Annotated in this window: 20 protein-coding genes and 1 other RNA gene; 7 read left to right on the top strand and 14 right to left on the bottom strand. The window is 66.0% G+C overall.

Annotation, left to right across the window (positions count from 1 at the left end):
* The first annotated feature begins 134 nt into the window (after window positions 1-134).
* Window positions 135-1,034: a universal stress protein gene (locus tag C1737_RS11970; protein ID WP_067920965.1), complete on the top strand. Its 900-nt coding sequence runs from the start codon at window positions 135-137 to the stop codon at window positions 1,032-1,034.
* A 13-nt stretch (window positions 1,035-1,047) separates the two neighbouring features.
* On the opposite strand, the gene C1737_RS11975 is transcribed toward C1737_RS11970, so the two are convergent.
* Window positions 1,048-2,346, bottom strand: a complete 1,299-nt coding sequence (locus tag C1737_RS11975; RefSeq protein ID WP_067920933.1) for an MFS transporter — start codon at window positions 2,344-2,346, stop codon at window positions 1,048-1,050.
* A 209-nt stretch (window positions 2,347-2,555) separates the two neighbouring features.
* On the opposite strand from C1737_RS11975, the gene C1737_RS11980 reads away from it, so the two are divergent.
* Window positions 2,556-3,242 (top strand): M15 family metallopeptidase, encoded by a 687-nt coding sequence (locus C1737_RS11980; RefSeq protein WP_102418425.1) that lies wholly within the window; start codon window positions 2,556-2,558, stop codon window positions 3,240-3,242.
* On the opposite strand, the gene C1737_RS11985 is transcribed toward C1737_RS11980, so the two are convergent.
* Window positions 3,239-4,702, bottom strand: a complete 1,464-nt coding sequence (locus C1737_RS11985) for a serine hydrolase domain-containing protein (protein WP_102419912.1) — start codon at window positions 4,700-4,702, stop codon at window positions 3,239-3,241. The two genes, C1737_RS11980 and C1737_RS11985, sit on opposite strands and share 4 nt — an antisense overlap.
* 341 nt (window positions 4,703-5,043) lie before the next feature.
* Here C1737_RS11985 and C1737_RS11990 point away from each other — a divergent pair, with 341 nt between their 5' ends.
* From C1737_RS11990 to C1737_RS12000, 3 genes are all read left to right on the top strand, one after another.
* Entirely contained in the window at window positions 5,044-5,619 is a 576-nt protein-coding gene (locus tag C1737_RS11990; protein ID WP_255413416.1) for a peptidoglycan recognition family protein, read from the top strand.
* Window positions 5,620-5,806: 187 nt separating this feature from the next.
* Window positions 5,807-6,040, top strand: a complete 234-nt coding sequence (locus C1737_RS11995; protein WP_102418429.1) for a hypothetical protein — start codon at window positions 5,807-5,809, stop codon at window positions 6,038-6,040.
* A 4-nt stretch (window positions 6,041-6,044) separates the two neighbouring features.
* The gene (locus C1737_RS12000; protein WP_067920943.1) at window positions 6,045-6,263 is read left to right on the top strand and encodes an ANTAR domain-containing protein; all 219 of its coding nucleotides are present in this window, start codon (window positions 6,045-6,047) and stop codon (window positions 6,261-6,263) included.
* 122 nt (window positions 6,264-6,385) lie between these two features.
* Here C1737_RS12000 and C1737_RS26715 read toward each other — a convergent pair whose 3' ends face one another.
* The 10 genes from C1737_RS26715 to prfB form a co-directional block, all read right to left on the bottom strand.
* The gene (locus C1737_RS26715; protein ID WP_158243965.1) at window positions 6,386-6,616 is read right to left on the bottom strand and encodes a hypothetical protein; all 231 of its coding nucleotides are present in this window, start codon (window positions 6,614-6,616) and stop codon (window positions 6,386-6,388) included.
* A gap of 1,802 nt (window positions 6,617-8,418) precedes the next feature.
* Window positions 8,419-8,786, bottom strand: a transfer-messenger RNA (tmRNA) gene (gene ssrA / locus C1737_RS12010).
* 88 nt (window positions 8,787-8,874) lie between these two features.
* Window positions 8,875-9,720, bottom strand: a complete 846-nt coding sequence (locus C1737_RS12015; protein WP_102418432.1) for a maleylpyruvate isomerase family mycothiol-dependent enzyme — start codon at window positions 9,718-9,720, stop codon at window positions 8,875-8,877.
* A gap of 34 nt (window positions 9,721-9,754) precedes the next feature.
* Window positions 9,755-10,600, bottom strand: a complete 846-nt coding sequence (locus C1737_RS12020; protein ID WP_142393456.1) for an EamA family transporter — start codon at window positions 10,598-10,600, stop codon at window positions 9,755-9,757.
* Window positions 10,597-11,106 carry an SsrA-binding protein SmpB gene (gene smpB, locus C1737_RS12025; RefSeq protein WP_067920951.1) on the bottom strand — a complete coding sequence of 170 codons (510 nt, stop codon included), beginning with the start codon at window positions 11,104-11,106 and terminating at the stop codon, window positions 10,597-10,599. The genes C1737_RS12020 and smpB overlap by 4 nt, the downstream gene beginning before the upstream one ends.
* Before the next feature lie 2 nt (window positions 11,107-11,108).
* Complete coding sequence (gene ftsX, locus C1737_RS12030; protein WP_067920953.1) at window positions 11,109-12,002, bottom strand: permease-like cell division protein FtsX; 894 nt, start codon at window positions 12,000-12,002, stop codon at window positions 11,109-11,111.
* Entirely contained in the window at window positions 12,003-12,692 is a 690-nt protein-coding gene (gene ftsE, locus C1737_RS12035) for a cell division ATP-binding protein FtsE (protein WP_067920955.1), read from the bottom strand. It abuts the gene before it with no gap.
* Window positions 12,693-12,735: 43 nt separating this feature from the next.
* Window positions 12,736-13,221 (bottom strand): hypothetical protein, encoded by a 486-nt coding sequence (locus C1737_RS12040; protein WP_102418435.1) that lies wholly within the window; start codon window positions 13,219-13,221, stop codon window positions 12,736-12,738.
* The gene (locus tag C1737_RS12045) at window positions 13,218-14,213 is read right to left on the bottom strand and encodes a mechanosensitive ion channel family protein (RefSeq protein WP_068094505.1); all 996 of its coding nucleotides are present in this window, start codon (window positions 14,211-14,213) and stop codon (window positions 13,218-13,220) included. Before C1737_RS12045 ends, C1737_RS12040 begins: the two co-directional genes overlap by 4 nt.
* Complete coding sequence (gene prfB, locus C1737_RS12050; RefSeq protein ID WP_068094508.1) at window positions 14,203-15,324, bottom strand: peptide chain release factor 2; 1,122 nt, start codon at window positions 15,322-15,324, stop codon at window positions 14,203-14,205. The genes C1737_RS12045 and prfB overlap by 11 nt, the downstream gene beginning before the upstream one ends.
* 163 nt (window positions 15,325-15,487) lie before the next feature.
* Between prfB and C1737_RS12055 the strand changes: the two genes are divergently transcribed.
* Window positions 15,488-16,855, top strand: coding sequence for an FAD-dependent oxidoreductase (locus C1737_RS12055; RefSeq protein WP_102418438.1), 1,368 nt, complete (start codon window positions 15,488-15,490; stop codon window positions 16,853-16,855).
* Here C1737_RS12055 and C1737_RS12060 read toward each other — a convergent pair whose 3' ends face one another.
* Together C1737_RS12060 and C1737_RS12065 are read right to left on the bottom strand one after the other, a co-directional pair.
* Window positions 16,856-17,272 (bottom strand): group III truncated hemoglobin, encoded by a 417-nt coding sequence (locus tag C1737_RS12060; protein WP_067916792.1) that lies wholly within the window; start codon window positions 17,270-17,272, stop codon window positions 16,856-16,858.
* Between the two features lie 8 nt (window positions 17,273-17,280).
* The gene (locus tag C1737_RS12065; RefSeq protein WP_068094516.1) at window positions 17,281-18,078 is read right to left on the bottom strand and encodes a universal stress protein; all 798 of its coding nucleotides are present in this window, start codon (window positions 18,076-18,078) and stop codon (window positions 17,281-17,283) included.
* 237 nt (window positions 18,079-18,315) lie between these two features.
* Here C1737_RS12065 and C1737_RS12070 point away from each other — a divergent pair, with 237 nt between their 5' ends.
* A complete protein-coding gene (locus C1737_RS12070) occupies window positions 18,316-20,640 on the top strand; it encodes a nitric-oxide reductase large subunit (protein WP_068094518.1) in 2,325 nt (774 codons plus the stop codon).
* Window positions 20,641-20,643: the final 3 nt, after the last annotated feature.

A 20,643-nucleotide genomic window follows, 5' to 3' on the forward strand; every position in this document is an offset into this window, starting at 1 on the left:
GAAGGGTATCAATGGGTCACGCGACTCACTCGGGGCCTTTGGTCCTTCGGCTTGGATCTCTTCGGCCCTGACAGTCACGGCCGCCCCGAGTGATCCTGCCGGTGGGTACACGGCCGATCAGGGAAGAACTCCAAATGTGGCAACCACCACGTGGCGCCGTCTTGGTAGGCGTTGATGGCTCGGCCGCGGCCCTGCGTGCCGTCCGGTGGGCGGCCCGGGATGCGGCGCTGAGGAAGGCGCCGCTGACCCTGGTGCATGTCGTCGACGCCCTCTTGCCGGAGTGGTTCGAGGTCGCCGCGCTGGCCGGCTTCAGCCAATGGCAGGAGCAGCGGGCACGCGATGTCATCTCGTCGGCGATCAAGGTCGCCGAGGAGAACACCGGTGAGCGCGATCCGGTGCAGATCGACGGCAAGGTGTTGCGTTCTGCCACCGTCCCGACGCTCATCGACCTCTCCAAAGCCGCGGAGATGGTCGTGGTCGGCTACCGGGGACACGGCGGCGTCCTGGCCGGCAACTTCCTGGGCTCGGTGAGTTCGAACTTGGTTTACCACGCGCATTGCCCGGTCGCCGTAATCCACGACGACAAAGCCCTGACCGGCAATGGCGCGCGGGCACCGGTGCTGGTGGGCATCGACGGCTCGCCGGCGTCGGAAGCGGCCACTGCCATCGCATTCGAGGAAGCCTCCCGGCGCGGTGTCGGGCTGGTGGCCATGCACGCCTGGACCGATCCCCGGGTTGCCGGCTCCAAGGGGTCGTTCCAGGACGCCAAATGGGACGCTCAACTATCCGAGGAGGAGGCGACGCTCGCTGAGCGACTGGCCGGTTGGCGCGAACGCTATCCCGACGTGGGGGTCGATCGCAGGATCGAAATCGGTGATCCGGCGCGTTGGCTGATCGAGGCGTCCCAGCGCGCGCAACTCGTCGTGGTCGGCAGCCACGGCTGCGGCTGGGTCAGGGGCAGGTTGCTGGGATCGGTCGGGGCGGCGGTGGTCAACCGGGCCAAGGTCCCGGTGATCGTGGCGCGCCGGTCGTGACGGCGGCCGCTCGCTAGTTCCCCGGCCTGACGGGCACGAGGTCTTCGGTGAGGGCCTCGTCAGCCAGATCTTCGAGTTCCTTGCCTTTCGTCTCCGGTCCGATCGCGTAGCCGAGCAGCGTCAGCGCCCAAAGGCCGGCGAGCGCCAGATACGGCGCCTCGAGCCCGTAATGCGTGATGCCCCAACCGACCACGGCCGGGGCCGCGATGGAGACGACGCGGCCGCCGCCAACTGCGATGCCGAAACCCGTGCCGCGCAACACCGTTGGGAAGAGCTCTGAGACGTACGTGTCCCCGACGCCCCACAGCCAGCCGAGGGTGGCGATGGCGATCGCACCGAAGACCAGGTAGCGGTCCAACGAGTGGGAGGTGGCGGCCAGGACGGTCGAGACCAATTCGATCACTCCGGCGAGGATCGCCGAGGGGCGCCGGCCCACCCAATCGGCGAGCGCGGTTCCCAGGTAGACGAATACGACCTGGAGCAGGAAGAACAGCAGCGCGTAGCGGATCGCCTCGATCGAGGAGGCGTGGAACCTCTTGACGATGTACGTCGTCAAGAAGACGGTCACGCCCCAGTAGCCGACCGCGTTGGCAGTGTAGATCAGCCAGCCGGAGAACAGTCGCCGACGCACGCCGGGAAGGTGCCACAGCCGCGGCTTGCTGGCCCCGTTGTCGACCCGGGCCTGCACGTCGGTGTACCGGTGCGATTCGGCTATTCCCCGCCGGACGAGGAACAGGACGACGGCCGGGACGATCGCCACGATGAAGGCGGACTGCCAGCCGAACCGCGGCACCAGGGCCAGCGCGACGGCCGCTGCGAGGACATAGCCCAGGGAGAAGAAGGAGAAGATCACCCCGCCGACTCCGAGGGCGCGCGTCTTCGCAGGCCAGACCTCGGCGGTGTAGGGCGCACCGACCGCCAGTTCCCCGGCACCGCCCACCCCGGTGAGGAAGCGAAGTCCGGTGAAGGCGGCGACATTCGCCGTGAGCCCGGCCAATGAGGTGGTGATGCCGTAGAGCAGGATCGACGCCCCGAGGGTGGTCTTACGCCCCCACCGGTCGGCGGCGTATCCGAAGCCGATGGTGCCGATTGTGTAGCCCAGCAGGAAGATTGAGCCGATGTAGCCGGCCTCGGCGTCGGTGATATGCAACGTCTTCTTTATGTCCGGCAGCACCAAGCCGTAGATGTTCACCGCGTACGAGTCGAAGCCATAACCCAATCCGGCTGTCACCGCGACGAAGAGGGCCTGCTTGAACGTGGCGGGTAGGGCTCGAGGTACCTGGGTCGTGGGGCTGCCCACATTTGACGTCACCTGAGGGAAGGTATGCGCGAGGCCCCGTGCGCAAAAGGATCACAATCCGCCTGATCGGAATCGGCGCCGCGCCGATCCGAGGTAGCTTGGCACCGGGCTCGCCGGGCCATACGGCTTGTCGCGGCGGCCTGGTAGGGATGGAAGAAGCAAGCGGTGAGGACTCATCCCAGTTGACGCCCTCCGAGCGGCGGGGTCCCGCGGTGGCGGGAATGCTCGCAGCGTGTCTCGTGCTGGTGCAGTGCACCGCCGCGCAGCCGCCTCCGGCGGCACCGTCGCGGTCCGCTCCACCGTCATCGTCGGCCGATGGGTCATCGTCGGCCGGTGCGCCGCTTGCACCCGCCGGCGCGACCGTCGAACCGGTCACCGCCGCCGAGCTCGGCGCGAGCTGGCGGCCGGGCTGCCCCGTCGAGCCGGAGCGCCTGCGACGGATCACCTTCGACCACATCGGTTTCGACGGCCAGGCGCATCGGGGCGAGCTGATCGTGTACGAGGACTTGGTGCCGGACGTCACCGCGATCTTCGACCAGCTCTACCGGCTGCGTTTTCCCGTCGAGAAGATCCGCACGGTCGACCACTATCCGGATGCGGATGACGAATTGTCCATGGAGGACAACAACACGTCGGCGTTCAACTGCCGAACCATCCCGGGGACCGACGAATGGTCTCCGCACGCTTACGGCCGGGCGATCGATCTCAATCCACTTGTCAATCCGTGCCTGTACGCAAGCGGATATTTCGAACCGCGCAACGCGGCGGCCTACCTGGACCGCAGCCGCACTGATCCGGGACTCTTACACGCCGGCGACCCGGCGGTCCGGGTCTTCACAGATCGTGGCTGGCGGTGGGGTGGTGAGTGGACGGCTCCCCTCGATTACCAACACTTCGAGCGGCCCTAAAGGCCCAGGGCCTGAGCCGCTGCCGTGGCAATCTCACCGCGCAGATCCGACATCGGTGGACTGCCCCGGGTGTGAATCGAATTCGAGAGCACCACGACGTAGGTGTCTGAGCTCGGGTCCATCCACACGGAGGTTCCGGTGAAGCCGGTGTGGCCGAAGCTACCGATCGGGAAGACGACGCCCCGCGGCGCGGACTGGCCCGTATCGATATCCCAGCCGAAGCCGCGCAGGTTCTGCCCCGCGATCGCCGGATAGTGCGGGGCGAGCAGCGGATCCGCTCTGTTCGGTCTCTTCGCGACGGCCGCTCGGGCGGCGGCGTTGGCCGCCTTGAGTTGCTCGAGCGTGTGTCCCGGTTGCTGCGGACTGGTCATCATCTCGAGAGTTGTTTGCGCCAAGGGGAATTGGCTCGGACGGCCCGCGAGCCGGTCAAGCAGTGCCTGGGCAAAAACGCCGACATCGTGGGCCGTCGAGAACACGCCCGCATGCCCGGCCACTCCCCCCATGCGCCGCGCCGTCGTGTCCTGCACAGTGCCCCGGAGCAGGTGATCAAGGTCCGGATTCTTGCCCGGATCCCCTCTGCCCTCTTCGTCTCGTGCCGTCGGTGCGATGCGGGGCAGCAGACCGGTGTTCCAGGTGCCCTCTGGGCAGGCCGCCGGCGCTTGGTCTTGCGGCGCGGGAGCCCAGGCGACCGCGGCGCCCAGCGTCGTGTGCGGACCACACGCTTGCGCCGGGGGGAGGTAACGGGTGTCTGCCATGCCGAGCGGCTCAAACACCTGTCGCTGAACGTAGACGTCCAGGGCCTCGCCGGTGGCCTTCTCGATCAGCGCTCCCAGCAGGATGAAATTGATGTCCGAGTAGCGGAAAGCCTGGCCGGGGTCCGACTCCAGTGGCGTGGTGAGCGCGCGATGAAGGCCCTCTTCCTTGTCGGCCTTGTCCAGCCCCCACAGGTCTCCCAGGTTCACGTCCCCGGTTTCCCCGGACGTGTGGGTGAGGAGCATGCGAACGGTCACCTTTGCGCGGCGCGGATCGTTCCCGGTGTTGAAATCGGGCAGGTACTGCTGCACGGGGTCGTCGAACGCAACCTTGCCTTGCTCGTAGAGCTGCATGACCGCGGTCGCCGTCGCGAGGCTCTTGGTCAACGACGCCAAGTCGAAGATCGTGTCCTCGGTCATCGGCTCGGCGGGTGCCTGCGACCCGTCCAGGCCGGGTTCGCCGGCCAGCTTGCGGGAACCGTAGGCCTGGTGGAAGGCGACCTTGCCGCCGTGACCGATGACCACAACCGCACCCGGCAACCGGTTCGCCGCGATCGCGTCGTTGATCAGCCGGGAGATTTTTGTGAAGTCAACCGCGGGCGCCGGGTCGGGCGGTTTGACGATTGTCGCGACGTCCGGTCCGGGAGCCCGCGTGCTTGCACCCAAGGCTGGGCGTCCCGCGTCGCCACGCGCGCAAGCCGCGGTCATTGCCAGGAAGACGGTCCCTGCGGCGATCGCGCTTCGGATCGCACCGCGAAAGCCTGCGGCGACCGGTCGATTCATTGTGGCGCCCATCTCGTTACCTGCGATTTTGTTTCCGGATCTTGACGGCGTCAAGCGATCACGCCCGTATCGTGAGGGCGGTGTGCGAGCCTGCACCCGGCCGGCCCCAGAAGCCGCCAGCCGTCGTCAGCCGTCGCCGGCTGTTAGCGGTGGCCGGCGGCGTGGGCGTGGGGGTGGCTTCCATGATCCGATCCTGGCCGCCTTCGGCTCGGCGACCTTCCCCGACGTCGACCGGCGTCAGCCTGAGGGCGGAGAGTGCGGCACCGTTGCTTTGCCGCGACGCCTGGGGCGCGCGCCCAGCGGGCGCTGGCGGAAGGCGCCACACCATCACCCGGATGACCCTGCACCACGAGGCCGTCGTCCTTGGCGACAACCGCAATGCCCCGGGCCACCTGCGACGGGATCAGCGGTACCACCAGGATCAGCACGGCTGGATCGACATCGCCTATCACGTCGGCGTGGACCGCAACGGCAACATCTACGAACTCCGGAGCACCGAAATCGCGGGTGACACCGCGACCGACTACGACACGACGGGCCATTTCCTCGTGCTGTGCGAGGGAGACTTCGATCAAGAGGCCGTGTCGGAGGCCCAGCTTCAGGGAGCGGCTCGCGCGTTCGCATGGGCCGCCCAGAATTTCCGTATAGCAACCGCCACGTTGGCGGGCCATCGCGACCTAGCCCAGACCTCTTGCCCTGGTGGAAATCTCTATGCCCACCTTTCCTCGGGTGACCTGAAACGCCGCATCGACGATCTGCTGGCCGCGGGCGGAGTCGACCTCCAGCGCTTCTGCGGACCCGACGCCGCCGCAAGAGTCGCGGCAATCGAGGCCGGCGACTGACGAGCGCTGCGCGCCGTTGGCCGGGTTGACCGGCGGCAATCGACCACGGCGGATTTTCTACAAGCGCACTAGTGCAAAGCCGCTTCGCGGGTATAGAATTCCAGGACGTTACAACCCTCAATTCGGCGGGACGTAGGCGTCCGGAATTGGGTCTAAGTCGGACGGGACGTGGGCGTCCGCGGCACATATGGCCAATGCCAAGACCTTTCACAGCCAGAAGGTTTCCATGAAACAACTGTGTGACGACCTAACCCAATTCGCTATCCAGGTGCGCCAGATCGGATATTCCGTCAACGGCGGCGTCGGAGAGCGGGAATGCCTGGACCTGAGCGCACGCATGCTCGCCGCGGTTAAGCAGGCTCAGGCCCGGGAGCTCACCGAACTCGCTGAGACACCCAGCGACCGCGAACAGACTGGCTAGAAGGATGACCGACAGGGCCAGTCAACTCTGGCCCGGCGACCTCATCGCCCAAGCCACGGACATCATCACCGACCGGTTCCAACTCGACGGCACGCAAGCCTTCGAAGTGCTCCGCAGAATGTCACGCGACACCAGGATGCAAATGTGTGTGGTCGCCGAGCAGATCATCAACCACGATGTGCCGGTGGACGCCGTGCTCCGCCTGGAAAACGGAGCTGATTGAACAGCAACGCGCTGCCAAGCGGGTTCCATCGCCCGGCGCGTGTCGGGTTACCCCGCAGCGTGTGTCAGTGGAGCCGCTGGAAGCGAAACGTCAGGTCCACCAAGGCTTTTGGTCATTCTGCATTACCAGGAGCCGCCGGGCTCGTGGTGGTCGTTGAGGTCGTCGGACCCGTTGAGGTAGTAGGACTCGTTGAGGTAGCAGGACCCGTTGAAGTCGTAGGACTCGTTGAGGTCGTAGGACTCGTTGAGGTCGTAGGACTCGTGGGGCTCGTCGTCCGCGCCGGGCTGGTCGGGCTCGTCGGGCTCGTCGGAGTCGTGGGCGTGGTACTCGCCAGGCCCGGGCCTTCGCCGCACCAGTCCGCCACATCTTTCGGATACTGCTCGAGCGGTGGAGGACAACGCTGCCCCGGCGGGAAATTGGCGCCGGCGTTGAGCAGATCGCAGGGCACATAGACCTGCTTGCCCTTGGGAGTGTTGGTCAGACACTTCGTCGGCGGCTCGCCATGGGCTTGGACGGGAATGGGGGCCGCCGCCACCGCCACCACCGCACCGAGCGCCCAAGCAAGACGGCGATAGGTCATGAGAGCTCCTCACTCGCTCTTCCGATACACGTTCCCGCGATGCGGTGTCGGGCGTGCACAACGTGACATCGCCGTCGTATGGCGATTAAAGCCGCTCACCCCAGGCAAAATCCAACCGGCCTTGCCTAGTCTTATCCTCCCTCGGCCGTTTCCACACCCATCCGGTGTAGCCCGCCGGCGGTGCTTCGACGAACGGGCTTGGTGGAGTTGAGTGTGACGATGCTGCGCGGGCGTCGTTGCTGTCAGTCATGCTGCCCGGTGGCCAATATCGAGGCTGTCCTAAGTGACAACAGGTGCCGGTCTAACCCTGCGGTCTAACGATCATCCACCCGTTGTCACCAGGCAGCACACGGGTTGAGCGGGTGACGGCTGCGACCCGGAAGGGATGACCGTTGTTGGTGATCTCGGTGTGTCCCTGCCTACCCTCTGACGTCCAGTTCAGGGTTGCGGTCCACTCGCAGGTGCAACTAGTCGTAACCGCAGTCAGATTCCAGACTTCCGTCGGGTCCGAGGCGCTGATCGAGTGCGGCAATTCCACGGGACGGCGCACCTCGCCTTCTGGAACAGCCCCCTCGTCCGGGATAGCGGTGACAGTGAGAGGTGTTGTGTCCAGGTTTGCCTGGAACCGATATGGCTTGAGTCCCCCACATTGTGCCCACGTGTTCGCCCACGTAGCTTGCAGTGGGTTTGTACGGGAGACCACATTGATCGAGATGCTGTCGACCACAACCGTGTGTCCATTCCGCGCCTGCAAATCCACCGTGACGTAGTTGCCGCTTGCTGGGATGCCTCCGTTAGCGGCCGCCCACGCGTCCACGTCATCCCTGGGAAGCACCATGGGCAAGTGCTGCGGATCCTTATTGAAGACCCATCCTTCCCCGCCATGTTGACAGCTGGCTCTGGACGACGGAACCCTTGCGGTGGCAGACAAGTACTCCTCCGGACTGATTACCTTGGTGAACCAATGCAAGGGCCCGCCTACGGCCCAAGCAACAACCGGAACGACAACTGCTGTGGTCAGTACACCGCCCACCCACACCAGAATTTTCGTCCAACGGCTTCGGGGAGAAGTGGTGACTGCGTCGTCCGGCGGCGTCTGATTTGTGTCCTTTGCTGACACGGTGTCCCCTCACCCTCAGAACAGCCGATATGACTGCTGCAATATCTCGGACACGGACCTGCGGCGAAACCAGGCGCCTACAGGCGCAGTCCCTTCACAAGACGATCACGATGTGCACCGATGTTGCATTTTCTCGCTAACCGCCAACAGAGTCTTTGGCCCTCAGAAGTGCGAATCCTCTTCGATATATCTGCGCTCGGCTGAATGAGGATCTGGCCCGGCGTTTCCAGCCGATGAAGGGCTCACTTGATGAATAAGCGGTTCCAACACACCCAGGGAATCTCGCGAAAACTTTGGCCCCCATCGAACCCCTTGCACGGTTCAAATCGGAACTACTATTCGGGAGTCTATAAATCAATCTTGACGGGAATCGTGACGCTGGGGACGATTCTGCGCCTTAATGGCCTTGCTTCGTGAAGGAAAAGAAGAAGGGCCGCATCTCTGCGGCCCTTCTGTTGTGGAGCTGCCGGGAATCGAACCCGGGTCCAACGGCATTCCCTCAAGACTTCTCCGTGCGCAGTCCACTATGCCTCTGCTCGGATCTCCTGGTCACGCGGACTAGCCAGGATGACGATCCCAGTCGCTGTTGGTGTCCCGATGACTCCCGCGACCGGACTCATCGGTGGATCCCTCTAGCTGACGCCAGGCTCCGGGTCGAGGGCTTTCCCGGTCTGACGGACTAGCTGTCGCTTAGGCAGCGAGAGCGTAGTCGCGCTGATGTGAATCGGCGCTTATCTGGTTGCAACGACGCTTACGGTGGTCTCTTGCCTGCACCGGCACGCTTCCCTTGATTCGATGCGCGATGTCGAAACCTTTCAGCCCCTCGCACACCCGCCGATTTTCGGCAGGAAAATCAATGGTACGCCGATATCAACGCGCGGCAACGGAGTTGTCTTCCCGAGCGGCGGCGATCAGATCACGAAATTGAGGTGCTCGACGACCCGGGCGGCCACGTCCTGGTCTCCGCCGAGGTCGACGTCCTGTGACCGCGAGGCACACATCGGGCGCCCGCCGGCGAGCCGGGTGAACTGCAGCCCGTCCAGCCGGATCGTCACCGTCGGCTCCAGACCGCCGAAGTCGTCGACCACCTGGGCCCGGCCGTCGACGCTGACGCGGATGCCGCGGGCAAGCGGCCCGGTGAGCTCGAACAGCACACGCGAACCCTCGGGCGCGTTCGCCCGCTTGCCCACCACGTAGCCCATCGTCGCGGCGATCTCGGCGAGGGACAGTTCCGACGCGGGCCCGACGAGCTGATCGTCGGACGACGGCCGCCCCAGGGCCTGACGAATGTCCTGCTCGTGCATCCAGCAGTCGAACACGCGGACCCGCATGAACCGCCCGTAGCTCTCCGGACCCACCGGTGTCAGCGTCACGGCGTCCCACTCCTCGGCGGGCATGCCCGCCAGCGCCCTGCGCCGTTCGTCGGTGATGCCCTTGAAGCGTTTGAGCACGTCCGCGCCGGATTCGGCGGCCAGGTGACGCACCCAGCACTCATTCATCACTCCGATGTCGTTGCGGACATGCTCCAGTGCCGAGACGTCGATGTCGGGCTGGGGCGCGGGGGCGCCGGCGAGGAAGGATTCGGTGCCGATCATGTGCGCCACCAGCGCCTTGACGTCCCAGCCGGGCAACGGACTGGCCGCCTGCCATTCCGCTTCCGGCAACCCGTCCAGCAGTGTGGTGATGTCGTCCCACACCGCGAACAGACCAGCGAGCACATCGGACTTGTCCAGCTTGGTGACGGGGCGATCGGCCATGCTCGGATAGTAGGCCGGTCGGCCGGCCAGGTCGTCAGCTGGCCGCGATCATGGCCACGGATCCCATGGCCATCACCATGCCGAAGCCCTGCCAGCGGGTCAGCCGCTCGCGCAGCACGACCATCGCCAGCACCACCGTCGCGGCCGGGTAGAGCGAGATCAGGATGCTGGCCAGCGAGAGCAGCCAGGTGTGCAGGGCCAGCAGCATGGTGACGTTGGCGCAGATGTCCAACAGGGCCACGGCCCAGGCGAGCTTCATGGGCTTGCCGCGCGGCGCCCGAAAGTTGTCGCTGGCCGCGGCCATCACGAAGATCACCACGGTGGCCGAGAGGCGGGCGAAGACCAGCGGCCACAGCTTGCACGCGTGCGGCGCCTGGTGGAGAAACACCAGGTTCAGCCCCATCGCCGAGCCGGCCAGCAGTGTGAGCCAGGCCACCTTCGGGGTGAACCGATACGGTGTCACGCCCTGCGCCGTCGCCTCCCGGCTCACCAGCATGACCGCGATGAGGGCCAGCACGACGCCCACCGAGGCCCCCGGCCCGGGACGCTCCCCCAGGGCCACTCCGACCGCCACCGGCACGGCGGCGTTGAGGACCGCGGCCAGCGGCGAGACGACGGAGATCGGCCCGGCGCCCAGCGCCGCGAAGAACGCCCACATGCCGACCGCCATCCCGACGCCGTACAGGCCGCCCCAGAAGATGGCGCCGCGCGAGATGGGCCCGCCCACGACGAGGGCCAGCGCGCCCAGCAAGAAGGTCTCGATCGGGTAGACCACCAGCATCACGCGTAGCGCGGCCACCCGTCGAGCGGCTACACCGCCCACGAAATCGCTGACGCCGTACGTGACGGCCGACAGCTGGGCGTAAGCGGCCCCGATCAGTTCATGCCCTTGGCTCGGCGACCCAATTCACGGACCACTTCGCGCTGGGCATCGCGGCGGGCCATGTCCTGGCGTTTGTCGTGCGCTCGCTTGCCGCGCGCCAGCGCGAGCTCGACCTTGACCTTTCCTTCGGAGAAATACAGAGACATCGGCACGAGGGCGAGGTTACCATCTCGTATCTTTCCGACCAGACGGTCGATTTGTTGCCTATGTAACAACAACTTTCGGTTGCGACGGGGCTCATGGTTGGTCCAGCTACCGTGCTGATACTCCGGAATGTGCAAGTTGCGCAACCACACTTCGCCGTCGTCGACGGTTGCGAACGCGTCGGCCAAAGACGCGTGGCCCTCGCGCAGGCTCTTCACCTCTGTGCCCAGCAAAGCCACTCCGGCCTCGAACTCTTCGAGAATCGAATAGTTGTGCCGCGCTTTGCGATTGGTGGCGACAATCTGTTTGCTGCCGCGCTTGCCGCCCGCCCCCTTGGCCCGGCCAAGATCTTTGGCCATAGCTACCGCCGAATGTAGAGGCGCAACGTCGCGTAGGCGGTCAGCCCGGCCATCGACACGCCGAGCAGGAACAACCACGGCGAGATGTAGAGGATGTCGGCATAGTCGACCTTCGCGATCAAATGAGCTTGGTAGAACTGGCTCAGCGCGTTGTCCAGGAACCACGCCCGCACCAGGATCAGGCCGACGATCGCGATGGCCACACCGATGGACGCGGCCAGCATCGCCTCCACCAAGAAGGGCAACTGCGTGTACCAGCGACTGGCGCCGACCGAGCGCATGATCCCGATTTCGGTGCGTCGCGTGTAGGCGGCGACTTGCACCATATTGGCGATCAGCAGGATCGCCCCGACGGCCTGCACCAGCGCGACGGCGAACGCGGCGTCGCGCAAACCGTCCAGAACGGCGAATAACCGGTCGATCAAATCCTTTTCGTTGAGGATGCTGCGTACCCCGGGCTGACCCTGCATCGCGGCATCGAACTCCGCGTGCTGTTCGGGATTGTTCAGCTTGACGATGAACGACGCGGGAAACGATTCTTTGCCGGCCACGTCCTTGAACTCCGGGAACTTCTTGATCGCGTCGTTGTAGGCGTCCTGCCGGTTGATGAAGCGCACCGATTTGACGTCTTGTCGTGCATCGATCTTGTCCCGCAGCGCTTTACACGGAGCCGACGCACACGTCGCGTCGTTGGCGGAGATGTCGTCGGTGAGGAAGACCTGCGTCTCGACGCGGTCGAGATAGATCTCCCGCGAGTTGTCGGCCAGCCGGACCACCAGCAGGCCGCCGCCGAACAAGCCGATGGAGATGGCCGTGGTGAGGATCATCGCGGCCGTCATCGTGACGTTCCGACGAAGACCGGTCAGGACCTCGTTGAACAGGAAGCCAAAGCGCACTTAGCGGTCCATCCCATAGATGCCGCGCTGCTCGTCGCGAACCAGCCGCCCCAGCGACAACTCCACGACGCGCTGGCGCATCGAGTCGACGATGTGGTGGTCGTGCGTCGCCATCACCACCGTCGTCCCCGTGCGGTTGATCCGCTCCAACAAATCCATGATGTCCTTACTGGTGTCCGGGTCGAGATTGCCAGTCGGCTCGTCGGCCAGCAGAACCAGGGGCCGGTTGACGTACGCGCGCGCGATCGCGACGCGTTGCTGCTCGCCACCGGACAACTCGTTCGGCAGCCGGTTGGCTTTGCCCGACAGGCCGACGGTTTCCAGCACCTCGGGCACCACCCGGTTGATCGCGTCGGTCCGTTTGCCGATCACTTCCAGCGCGAAGGCGACGTTTTCGTACACGGTCTTCTGTTGCAACAGGCGGAAGTCCTGGAAGACGGTCCCGATCACCTGACGCAGCTTGGGGATGTGACGGCCGCGCAGCTTGTTGACGTGGAACTTCGACACCCGGATGTCGCCGGACGTCGGGTTCTCCTCACCGAGCAGCAGCCGCATGAACGTCGACTTGCCGGAGCCCGACGGGCCGATCAGGAAGACGAATTCACCCTTGTCGATTTTGACGTTGACGTCCTCCAACGCTGGGCGGGCCGACGCTTTGTACTTCTTGCTGACATGGTCCAGGGTGATCATCACGGCACGCCAGTGTAGCCGTGAATTTCGCTGGCAAGCCAAGTCAACTGGCTGGCGGCGGCGAACTGGGCGCCGGACCGGGCCCCGGCTGCGGTAGCTGAGGAGGCGGTGTGGTCGGGCTCGTACTGGGTGGACAGAACGGCGGCGGCAGCAGGCAAGGCAACTGCGGCAGCTGCAGCGGCGGCGTCGTCGTGGTCGTCGTCACCGGCGGCGGTGGCGGCGGTGGCGGCGGCGTGCTCGTCGGGGTCGGCGTATAGGTGGGCGTGGCCGGCGGCTGCTGCACGCGACTGCGGGGCACCCAGGTGTAGTTGGGGTCCGGAACGAAGCCCGGGGGCACGACTTGCTGCGCCGGCGGCTTGGGCGCCGGTTCGGGACGATAGGTGTCGTAGACCCACCACACGACGAAGAAGGCGACGATCAACACCAGGGTCGATGTGCGGACTCGCCCGCCGAACATGTATTGCGGCCAGCGGTGATCTGAGTCGGAGTCCCCGCTGCGCTTCTCGAAGATGCTCAGGGTGAACTTCAACGCTTCTGCACCGCACCTTGCACGTCGTCGTCGATCCGGTCTTCGGCGGCCTGGGCGGCCGGGACCGACGGGTCTTCCACCAGCCCCACCGTCGCGTCCGCCGCGGTCATGATGCCGACGCGGGCCAGCGCGCGAATGACCAGGACGCGCAGTTGCCGGCCGGCCTCGAACTGCTTGCCGGGCAGGGTCCGGGCCACCAGGCGCAAGGTGACGGTGTCGACTTCGATGCTCTCCACGCCCATGACCGTGGGGGCATCCAACAGCAAATCCCCGAGCACCGGGTTGTCCATGGCGCGGTCGCACTCCTGGTGCAGGACCTCGTTGACCCGGTTCAGGTCGGCGCTGGTGGACACCGGGATGTCCACCACTGCGCGCGCCCAGTCCTTGGACAGGTTCACCACCTTCACGATCTGCCCGTTGGGGATGGTCAGCACCTCGCCGTCCGGTGAGCGCAGCCGGGTCACCCGCAGCGTCACGTTCTCGACGGTCCCGCTGGCCTCCGTCGACGCCACGACGGTGAGGGTGACCAGGTCCCCGAAGCCGTACTGCCTCTCGGCCAGGATGAAGAAACCGGACAGCAGATCCCTCACCAGCTGCTGCGCGCCGAACCCCAGCGCGGCGCCGACCACGGTGGCCGGCGCGACCAGCCCACCGACGGAGAACTGCAGCACGTCGGCGATCTGCATGATGACCCAGATACTGATGAGGACCACCGACACCCAGGAGATCACCGAGGCCATGGCCTGGCGGTGCTTGGTGGCCTCCGAGCGCACCAGCGCGTCGCTTTCGGTGAAGCCCAGGTTGAGCTGACGGGTCACCTGCTGCGCGACCCAGTTGACGAACCGGGCCGCCAGCACCGCCACGATCAGCACCATCACGATCCGCAGACCCCTGGTGATGATCCATTGGCCGACGTCGCCGCGCCAGAATTCGTGCCAGCCCAGCGCCTTTATCACCGCGGGCGAGGCGAGAAGAGTTGTGTTAGTCGTCATCTTTTCGGTTGCGCCACCGGATTCCCGCTTCCAGGAACCCGTCGATGTCTCCGTCCAGGACGGCCGCCGGATTACCGACCTCGTAGTCGGTCCGCAGATCCTTGACCATCTGATACGGGTGCAGCACGTAGGAGCGCATCTGGTTGCCCCACGAACTGCCGCCTTCGCCTTTCAACGCGTCCAGCTCGGCCCGTTCTTCGGAACGCTTGCGCTCCAACAACTTTGCCTGAAGCACCCGCATCGCCGAAATCTTGTTCTGCAGTTGCGATTTTTCGTTCTGGCAAGTCACGACGATACCCGTTGGGATGTGGGTTAGACGAACCGCCGAGTCGGTGGTGTTCACCGATTGGCCGCCCGGGCCGCTGGAGCGGTAAACATCAACCCGCACATCGCCTTCCGGAATGTCGATGTGATCGGTGGTGTCCACCACCGGAAGGACCTCGACTTCGGCGAACGACGTCTGGCGTCGATTCTGGTTGTCGAACGGGCTGATCCGCACCAATCGATGGGTGCCCTGCTCGACGGACAACGTGCCGTAGGCGAACGGGGCGTGCACGGCGAACGTCGCGCTCTTGATGCCCGCCTCCTCGGCGTAGGAGGTGTCGAACACCTCGACGGGATACTTGTGCTGCTCGGCCCACCGGATGTACATCCGCATCAGCATCTCGGCCCAGTCGGCCGCATCCACCCCGCCGGCGCCGGAGCGGATGGTGACCAGCGCCTCCCGCTCGTCGTATTCGCCGGACAGCAGCGTGCGCACCTCGGTGGCCTCGATGTCGGCGCGCAGCGCCTTCAGCTCGGCGTCCGCCTCGGCGAGCGCTTCCGTTTTGCTGGCGGCACCTTCTGCTTCTTCGGCCGCCAGCTCGTAGAGCACCGGAAGGTCGTCGAGGCGCCGGCGCAACTCCTCGATGCGGCGCAGCTCCCCTTGCGCGTGTGACAGTTCGCTGGTCACCCGCTGCGCGCGGGCCTGGTCGTCCCACAACTGGGGATCGGACGCCTCGTGTTCGAGCTTCTCGATGCGGCTGCGCAGACCGTCCACATCGAGCACCCGCTCCACCGTGGTCAGGGTGGAGTCAAGGGCGGCGATATCGGCTTGACGGTCGGGTTCCACAGCCGACAACGTTACCGGGGCCCGCCAGGCACCTCGTCTCCCGGCGAGTGCCCCGCCCACGACCAGCGGTCATGCGTTTAGCATCGAATCACGATCATGTGCGCCCCGCACTGCGCGCCGACAGCCCCCCGCGCGCTCACCGGGCACGAATAGAAGGTCGAGTATGCGCCCATACCACGTTGCAATCGTCGGCTCCGGACCGTCGGGATTCTTCGCCGCGTCAGCCCTGCTCAAGGCGGCCGACGCGGCCGAGGACCTCGATATGGCCGTCGACATGCTGGAGATGCTGCCCACCCCGTGGGGGCTGGTGCGCTCCGGCGTCGCGCCCGACCACCCGAAGATCAAGTCGATCAGCAAGCAGTTCGAAAAGACCGCCGAGGATCCGCGCTTCCGATTCTTCGGCAACGTCGTGGTCGGTGAGCACGTGCTGCCCGGTGAGCTCACCGAACGCTACGACGCCGTGGTCTACGCCGTCGGGGCGCAGTCCGACCGGTCGCTGAAGATTCCCGGCGAGGACCTGCCCGGCAGCATGGCCGCCGTCGAATTCGTGGGTTGGTACAACGCGCACCCGCACTTCCAAGAACCCGGCCCGGACCTGTCGGGCGCCCGGGCCGTCGTCGTCGGCAACGGCAACGTCGCCCTGGACGTCGCGCGCATCCTGGTGACCGATCCCGATGTGCTCGCACGCACCGACATCGCCGACCACGCCCTGGATTCGCTGCGGCCGTGTGGTGTGGAGGAAGTGGTGGTGATCGGGCGACGCGGGCCGCTTCAGACCGCGTTCACCACGCTGGAGTTGCGCGAGCTGGCGGATCTGGAGGGCGTCGACGTGATCGTCGATCCAGCGCAGCTGGAGGGCATCACAGCTGACGACGAGGCCGCCGCGGACAAGACGACGAAGCTGAACATCAAGGTGTTGCGCGATTACGCCGGGCGCGCGCCACGGCCCGGCCATCGTCGAATCGTGTTCCGGTTCATGACTTCGCCGATCGAGATCAAGGGCGACGGCAAAGTGGAGAGCATCGTGCTGGGCCGCAACGAACTGGTCAACGACGACAGCGGCCGGGTGTCCGCAAAGGACACCGGCGAGCGCGAGGAACTGCCGGTTCAGCTGGTGGTGCGGTCGGTCGGCTACCGAGGTATGCCCACGCCGGGACTGCCGTTCGACGACAAGACCGCGACCATCCCCAATACCGCCGGCCGGGTGGAGGGAAGCCGCAACGAATACGTCGCCGGATGGATCAAGCGCGGCCCGACGGGTGTCATCGGCACGAATAAGAAGGACTCCCAGGAGACGGTCGACACCCTGCTGGCCGATCTGGACCGCGCTAAAGCCGGCGACCTGGCGGACTTCCCCGAGGACCACGCCGACAAGCTGGCCGAGTGGCTGGCCTCACGCCAGCCGAAGCTGGTCACCTCAGCGCACTGGGAGGTCATCGACCGTCACGAGCGCGCCGCCGGTGAGCCGCACGGGCGTCCCCGCGTCAAGCTGCCCAACCTCGAGGAGCTGCTGCGCATCAGCCACGGCTGATCACGAAGCCGCGGTGGCGAGCAGTTCGGGTGCGTCGAGTCCGGTGAGCCGGCGGTGCATGGCCCAGGCGATCCGGGCGCCCTGAACCTTCGCCCGGTCGGCCGCCGGTCCGCGATACATGTCGTCGACGGTGGTGTGCCAGATGCTGAGCCAGCGCAGGAAGTGGCGGTTGGACAGCGGGGTCCGCCGGTGGATGTCGCGGTGCGCCTGCAACGCGCTGCCGCGGTAGCTTCCCGCGCGAAAGAGCACCGTCTCCCAGAAATCGCACATCCTCGGAATGTGTGCGTCCAAACCGACGGCGCGCAAGCCGGCGAACGGCTCGGCCAGCACCTCGTCGGCCAGCGCCCGCCCGTAGAAGCGGCGCAGGAGCGCCTCCACGTCGGCGCGGCCGACCAGATCGGCGTTCGCTTCCGCCATTCCCGCGGTCACAGGTTGCCGCACCGTATCGCCAGCACGGAATGTCCCGCGTTGCAAACCCGCTCAGCGGTATGACCTTCGGTGACCAGCAGCTGCCCGGCTTCCGGGTTGGCGCGCAGGTACTGCTCCACACTGTCGCGCACGATCGCGGGCTCCGCCCGCACGTCCGGGTACAGCCGCGTCCAACGCGCGAGCCGTCGAGTCAATTGCGCTTGCGCCGAACGCGTTCCGTCACCGTCGTCCTGGGAGTCCTCACCGCGATACACCCAGAGCGCGCGCAGCGTCGCCTCGCGCAGCCTCGCCTCATCGAACGCATGCCGCAGCACCATGCCGTTGTCGGCCTCGGCCAGCACCGTCGTCACCTTCGGCGCCGCCGACCGTCTTGCCGGCTGCCGGATGACCGCGACCGGGCACCGGGCCGAGCCGGCCAACGCCGTCGCGACCGGGGTTCCGCCATGGCGGGCGTGGTTGAGCCCGATCGAGCCGACGCAGATCATGGCCGCCGACCGCGACTCCTCCAGCAGCTTGGTGAGCGGCCTTCCGCACAGGATGTCGGTTTCGATCTTGACCGGAGCGCCGGTGGCGCCCACGGACCGATGGGCGTCGGCCAGCGCCGTCCTCGCGCCTGCGAGGCGCGCCTCGCAGGCCTGCGCGGTGGTGGCGTCCTGCGGGTCGACGACATAGACCAATCGCATCGGGATATCGCGGCTGACGGCCTCGTCGATCGCCCACAGGGCGGCCTGCTGCGCCGCCCTCGAGCCGTCCACCCCTACGACGACTGCCGGAGCCGGGAGGCTATTGCTCATCGCGGTCTCCTCTGCTGAGGTGTAAGCGGGGAACTTTCGCGTCGCCCAGCCATGACGTTATGGGGGGAAGCCACTCTCGCCCAGGGGCATTGGTCCCGAAACAGATGCCATAGGCCCTTGGCGACGTGTGACGGCGAAGAATTGGCGTTCCCCCGGCGATGACAACCGAATACAAGCTGTTTGCGCAGATGGACGGCGGGGCGTCACCACCCATCATCGGAGACGGGAGACTCGCGTATGGCCGCTCAACAGACCGCTCAACCGACTTCCTCACAGCCCCTGGTAGGCAAAGGCTGGCTTCAGGGCGTCGCCCTGGTCATGATCTTCGGCTTCCTGGTCATGGGCATCCTGGCCTACCGCACCTACTCGGCGTCGATGCCGATGCCGGACAGGGTCGTCAACGAATCGGGCCAGCTGCTGTTCACCGGCGACGACATCACTCGGGGGCAGGAGCTCTACCAGACTCGGGGCCTGATGGAATACGGCTCGGTGCTGGGGCACGGCGCATACCTGGGGCCCGACTACACCGCCGAATACCTGCGGATGGCGACGCAGGACGTCGCCGACCAGCTGCGGGCGCAGGGGGTGACCGACCCGCGCGATCGAGTGGTCACCGAGTTCCGTACCAACCGATACAACCCCAACTCCAAGACGCTGGTGTTCACCGACCGGCAGGCCGCGGCGTTCGACCACATCCAAAACCACTACGCCACCTACTTCGGCGAGAACTCGACCAAGTACGGGTTGCTGCCCCGGATGATCACCGACAAGGCGCAGATCCACGACCTGACGGCGTTCTTCGCGTGGACGGCCTGGGCAGGCGCGGCCGAACGCCCCGGTCACAAGTACAGCTACACCAACAACTGGCCGGCCGAGCCGCGGGTCGACAACGGCCCGACCGCGCCGGTGATCGTGTGGTCGGCGCTGTCGCTGATCGCGCTGCTCGGTGGCATCGGCGCGATGTTCGCCGTCTACGGGCGATGGAGCCAGAAGGTCGGCTGGCACAGCGCAGAGTCGTCCACGCTGTCATTCCGCCAACCGGGCGAGGTGAGCCTGACGCCGGCGCAGCGCGCGTGCGTGTGGTTCTTCGCGATCGTCTCTGTGCTGTTCCTGGCGCAGACGCTGCTGGGCGCGGCCGCCGAGCACTACCGGGCCGACCTGTCGACCTTCTTCGGGCTGGACCTGGCCCGGGTGCTGCCCTACAACCTGGCGCGCACGTGGCACGTGCAGCTGGCGCTGTTCTGGACCGCGGCGGCCTTCCTAGCCGGCGGCATCTTCCTGGTGCCGTTCATCGCCCGCCGCGAGCCGCGCCGTCAGGGGTTGCTGGCGTACGTCCTGCTGGGCGCGGTCGCGGTGGTGGTGTTCGGTTCGCTGATTTGCGAGGCGCTCTCAATCTACGGAGTGATCCCACATGGGCTGCTGTCCCAGCAGTGGGAGTATCTGGACCTGCCGCGGCTGTTTCAGATCCTGCTGATCGTCGGGTTGTTCGTGTGGATTGCGATCATCTTCCGGGGCATGCGGGCCCGGCTCAAAGGCGAGTCGAAGATGAACATGCCATGGTTGTTCTTCTTCTCCGGGCTGGCGATCCCGGCGTTCTACACCGTCGGGCTGTTGGCCGGCAGCGGCACGCATTACACCGTCGCCGAGTTCTGGCGGTTCTGGGTGGTCCACCTGTGGGTCGAGGACTTCCTCGAGTTGTTCACCACGGTGATGGTGGCCTACATGTTCGTGTTGCTGGGCGTGGTGCGCGAACGGATCGCGCTGGGCGTGATCTTCCTTGACGTCATCCTGTACTCCGCGGGCGGCGTCATCGGCACCATGCACCACCTGTACTTCTCGGGCACCCCGGTGGAGCACATGGCGCTGGGCGCGTTCTTCTCGGCGGCCGAAGTGATTCCGTTGACCTTCCTCACCGTCGAGGCGTGGGCGTTCCTGCAACTGGGGGCGCGCCAGCAGTCCGGCGACACCAACCCCTTCCCGCATCGGTGGGCGGTCATGTTCCTGGTCGCGGTGGGCTTCTGGAACTTCCTGGGCGCGGGCATCTTCGGGTTCCTGATCAACCTGCCGATCGTGTCCTACTACCAGATCGGGACCGCGCTGACCGCCAACCACGCACACGGCGCGATGATGGGCGTCTACGGCATGCTCGCCGTCGGCCTGGCGATGTTCACGTTCCGCTACGTGATCCCGGCCGACAAGTGGCCGGAGCAGCTGGCGCGAATCTCGTTCTGGTGCATGAACATCGGCCTGGCGTGGATGGTGTTCGTCACCCTGTTGCCGCTGGGCGTGCTGCAGCTGTATCACTCGGTCAACGACGGCTATTTCGAGGCTCGTTCGCTGGGCTACATCACCAGACCCGGGAATGCGGTGATCGAATGGCTGCGGATGCCGGGCGACCTCATTCTGATCGTCGGCGGTGTGCTGCCGTTCGTCTGGATCGCCTGGACGGCGTTGCGGCATTTCCGCACGGGTTCGACGGTTCAAGAGCTGCCCGAACATCCGCTCTACGTCGAAGCCCCGACCGAGCCGGAGACCGGTGCCCCGGTGGCGGCGAAGGACTGACAG

Source organism: Mycobacterium sp. 4858 (assembly GCF_900240975.1).
In the GTDB taxonomy this organism is placed as follows: domain Bacteria; phylum Actinomycetota; class Actinomycetes; order Mycobacteriales; family Mycobacteriaceae; genus Mycobacterium.

Bases quoted from the DNA above. Each gene is read 5' to 3' on its own strand.
- C1737_RS11985 (WP_102419912.1), bottom strand. From the start codon at position 4,702: ATGACCGCGGCTTGCGCGCGTGGCGACGCGGGACGCCCAGCCTTGGGT.
- ftsE (WP_067920955.1), bottom strand. From the start codon at position 12,692: ATGATCACCCTGGACCATGTCAGCAAGAAGTACAAAGCGTCGGCCCGC.
- C1737_RS12060 (WP_067916792.1), bottom strand. From the start codon at position 17,272: ATGGCGGAAGCGAACGCCGATCTGGTCGGCCGCGCCGACGTGGAGGCG.
- C1737_RS11995 (WP_102418429.1), top strand. From the start codon at position 5,807: ATGGCCAATGCCAAGACCTTTCACAGCCAGAAGGTTTCCATGAAACAA.
- C1737_RS12015 (WP_102418432.1), bottom strand. From the start codon at position 9,720: ATGGCCGATCGCCCCGTCACCAAGCTGGACAAGTCCGATGTGCTCGCT.
- C1737_RS11970 (WP_067920965.1), top strand. From the start codon at position 135: ATGTGGCAACCACCACGTGGCGCCGTCTTGGTAGGCGTTGATGGCTCG.
- C1737_RS12055 (WP_102418438.1), top strand. From the start codon at position 15,488: ATGCGCCCATACCACGTTGCAATCGTCGGCTCCGGACCGTCGGGATTC.
- C1737_RS12000 (WP_067920943.1), top strand. From the start codon at position 6,045: ATGACCGACAGGGCCAGTCAACTCTGGCCCGGCGACCTCATCGCCCAA.
- C1737_RS12070 (WP_068094518.1), top strand. From the start codon at position 18,316: ATGGCCGCTCAACAGACCGCTCAACCGACTTCCTCACAGCCCCTGGTA.
- C1737_RS11980 (WP_102418425.1), top strand. From the start codon at position 2,556: ATGCTCGCAGCGTGTCTCGTGCTGGTGCAGTGCACCGCCGCGCAGCCG.
- C1737_RS12065 (WP_068094516.1), bottom strand. From the start codon at position 18,078: ATGAGCAATAGCCTCCCGGCTCCGGCAGTCGTCGTAGGGGTGGACGGC.
- smpB (WP_067920951.1), bottom strand. From the start codon at position 11,106: ATGGCCAAAGATCTTGGCCGGGCCAAGGGGGCGGGCGGCAAGCGCGGC.
- C1737_RS12045 (WP_068094505.1), bottom strand. From the start codon at position 14,213: ATGACGACTAACACAACTCTTCTCGCCTCGCCCGCGGTGATAAAGGCG.